Genomic DNA, 1,413 nt, shown 5'->3' with positions numbered 1-1,413 from the left:
GCTCTCTACCTGCCTTGCCGAGACCATGGGCGAGGATCTCGAACGAATCCTCCATGATTATGCCAGGGAGCGGGACACAAAAGGCCTTGACATCATCCCGGTCCCCACACCGAGTTACGGCGGGAGCCACACCGAGGGGTACTGGGCAGCGACAAAGGCAATTGTCGCGTACTATGCCCGGCCCACGGAGCCCCACCGGAAGATCAACGTCATCGTGCCGCATATCAGCCCCGCGGATATCCGGGAACTCAAACGAATCCTCGGGCTCATGGGGCTTGAATACGTCCTCCTCCCGGACTACTCGCTCACGCTGGACCGCCCGTACGGGGGAACGTACCAGAAGATCCCCGAAGGCGGGACAACCCCGGACGAGATCGCGGCCATGCCCGGCGCCCCGCTGACGATCCAGTTCGGTGAGACCTGTCCGGACAATCTCTCCCCCGGCCTCTGGCTCCTGCAGGAATACGGGGTCCCGCTCGTTGTGCTCCCGCTGCCGGTGGGGATCGGATCCATGGACCGGTTCATGGAGATCCTGAAAAAGATCACCGACCGCAGCGTGCCGGAAGAACTTGCCCGGGAACGAGGCTGGCTCCTTGATGCCATGGCCGATGCCCACAAGATCTGCGCAGAGGGCAGGCCGGTTATCTATGGTGAACCGGAACTCGTGAATGCGCAGGTCCGGTTCGCGCTTGAAGTCGGGGCGATCCCGTCCGTCATCGCAACCGGCTCGGCCGACAGCCGTCTTGCGACCGCGCTCGAACCGTTCATAGCAACACTGGACGAAGAACCGGTCTTCCTTGAGGGAACGGACTTCTCTGCGATCGAGCGCGAAGCTCTCGCGGCCGGCGCCACAATCGCAATCGGCCACTCGGGCGGGAGGTTCCTGACCGAGCGCCACGGGATACCCGTCATCAGGATGGGCTTCCCGGTCCACGACCGTCTCGGGGGCCAGCGCATCCTCTCGGTAGGGTACGCGGGGACACTCGCGCTCCTTGACCGGCTCACCGACCGGTTGCAGGAGACTAAGTATTCCACATACCGCCAGCTCAGGAAGGCGGAGATGATGCACGCAGAAATACCGGAAGGTGCCTGAAATGCAAAAACCGAAATACCACATATTCATCTGTACCAGCTCGCGCCCGAACGGGCAGCAGAAAGGCTTCTGCCACACCAAGGAAGGTGTCGCAGTCATGGCGAAGTTCATGGAAGAGATCGAGGAACGCGGTATCGGGGGAGAGGTTTTCCTCTCCAATACCGGATGCTTCGGTATCTGCGAGAAAGGGCCGGTGGTCGTGGTGTACCCGGACAATGTCTGGTACGGGTCGGTCACAGTTGCCGACGTCACCGAGATCCTTGACTCGCATATCGAAGGGGGGAACCCCGTCGCCCACCTGGAACTGTAAGAAGGAGGGG

2 protein-coding genes are annotated in these 1,413 nt (G+C 61.7%); both read left to right on the top strand.

All coding sequences use genetic code 11. The features are described from left to right. Window positions 1-1,093: nitrogenase component 1 (locus tag CW742_RS13075; RefSeq protein WP_292421078.1), on the top strand; the 1,093-nt coding region annotated here is incomplete at its 5' end. A 1-nt stretch (window position 1,094) separates the two neighbouring features. Then, window positions 1,095-1,403, top strand: a complete 309-nt coding sequence (locus tag CW742_RS13070; protein ID WP_292421075.1) for a 2Fe-2S ferredoxin — start codon at window positions 1,095-1,097, stop codon at window positions 1,401-1,403. Window positions 1,404-1,413 lie beyond the last annotated feature (10 nt).

The organism is Methanoregula sp. (assembly GCF_002835825.1).
Lineage (GTDB): Archaea > Halobacteriota > Methanomicrobia > Methanomicrobiales > Methanospirillaceae > Methanoregula.
The sequence above is the reverse complement of the archived record's forward strand: the minus strand, read 5'-3'. Positions and strand labels throughout refer to the sequence as shown.